General features: G+C 40.8%; 1 protein-coding gene. It reads right to left on the reverse strand.

Annotation, left to right across the window (positions count from 1 at the left end; genetic code table 11):
• Positions 1-319 (reverse strand): hypothetical protein (locus tag C173_RS35135; protein WP_036731023.1); only part of this gene is annotated, 319 nt, incomplete at both ends.

Consider the following 319-nt stretch of genomic DNA (forward strand, 5'->3'; position numbering starts at 1 on the left):
CCTTGAAGCCAACGTCTTTTCGATGAACTTCCAACTCAGAAATCCAGTACTTGGATTGGATAATATCATTTCTAGATAAGGCAACTTGTCGTACCCTATCGTTCAGGTTTAGCGTTGTTATTTTTCTATAGCGATCCCGCACCACGTTTCCATCAGATAGAATGCTAACATCCAATATGCTCAACCTCGGCAAAAACAACAGCCATTGGGTTTCTAGTTCCCGAAGTGCTTGATCCACTTTAAGGGCCATACTTTCATTACGTAAAGGTAATTTGATTACTGTAGCAAAGCCTCTTTTGCCTAATCTTGCTATAACAGG

Origin of the sequence: Paenibacillus sp. FSL R7-277 (assembly GCF_000517965.1) — a bacterium.
In the GTDB taxonomy this organism is placed as follows: Bacteria; Bacillota; Bacilli; order Paenibacillales; family Paenibacillaceae; genus Paenibacillus_AQ; species Paenibacillus_AQ silagei.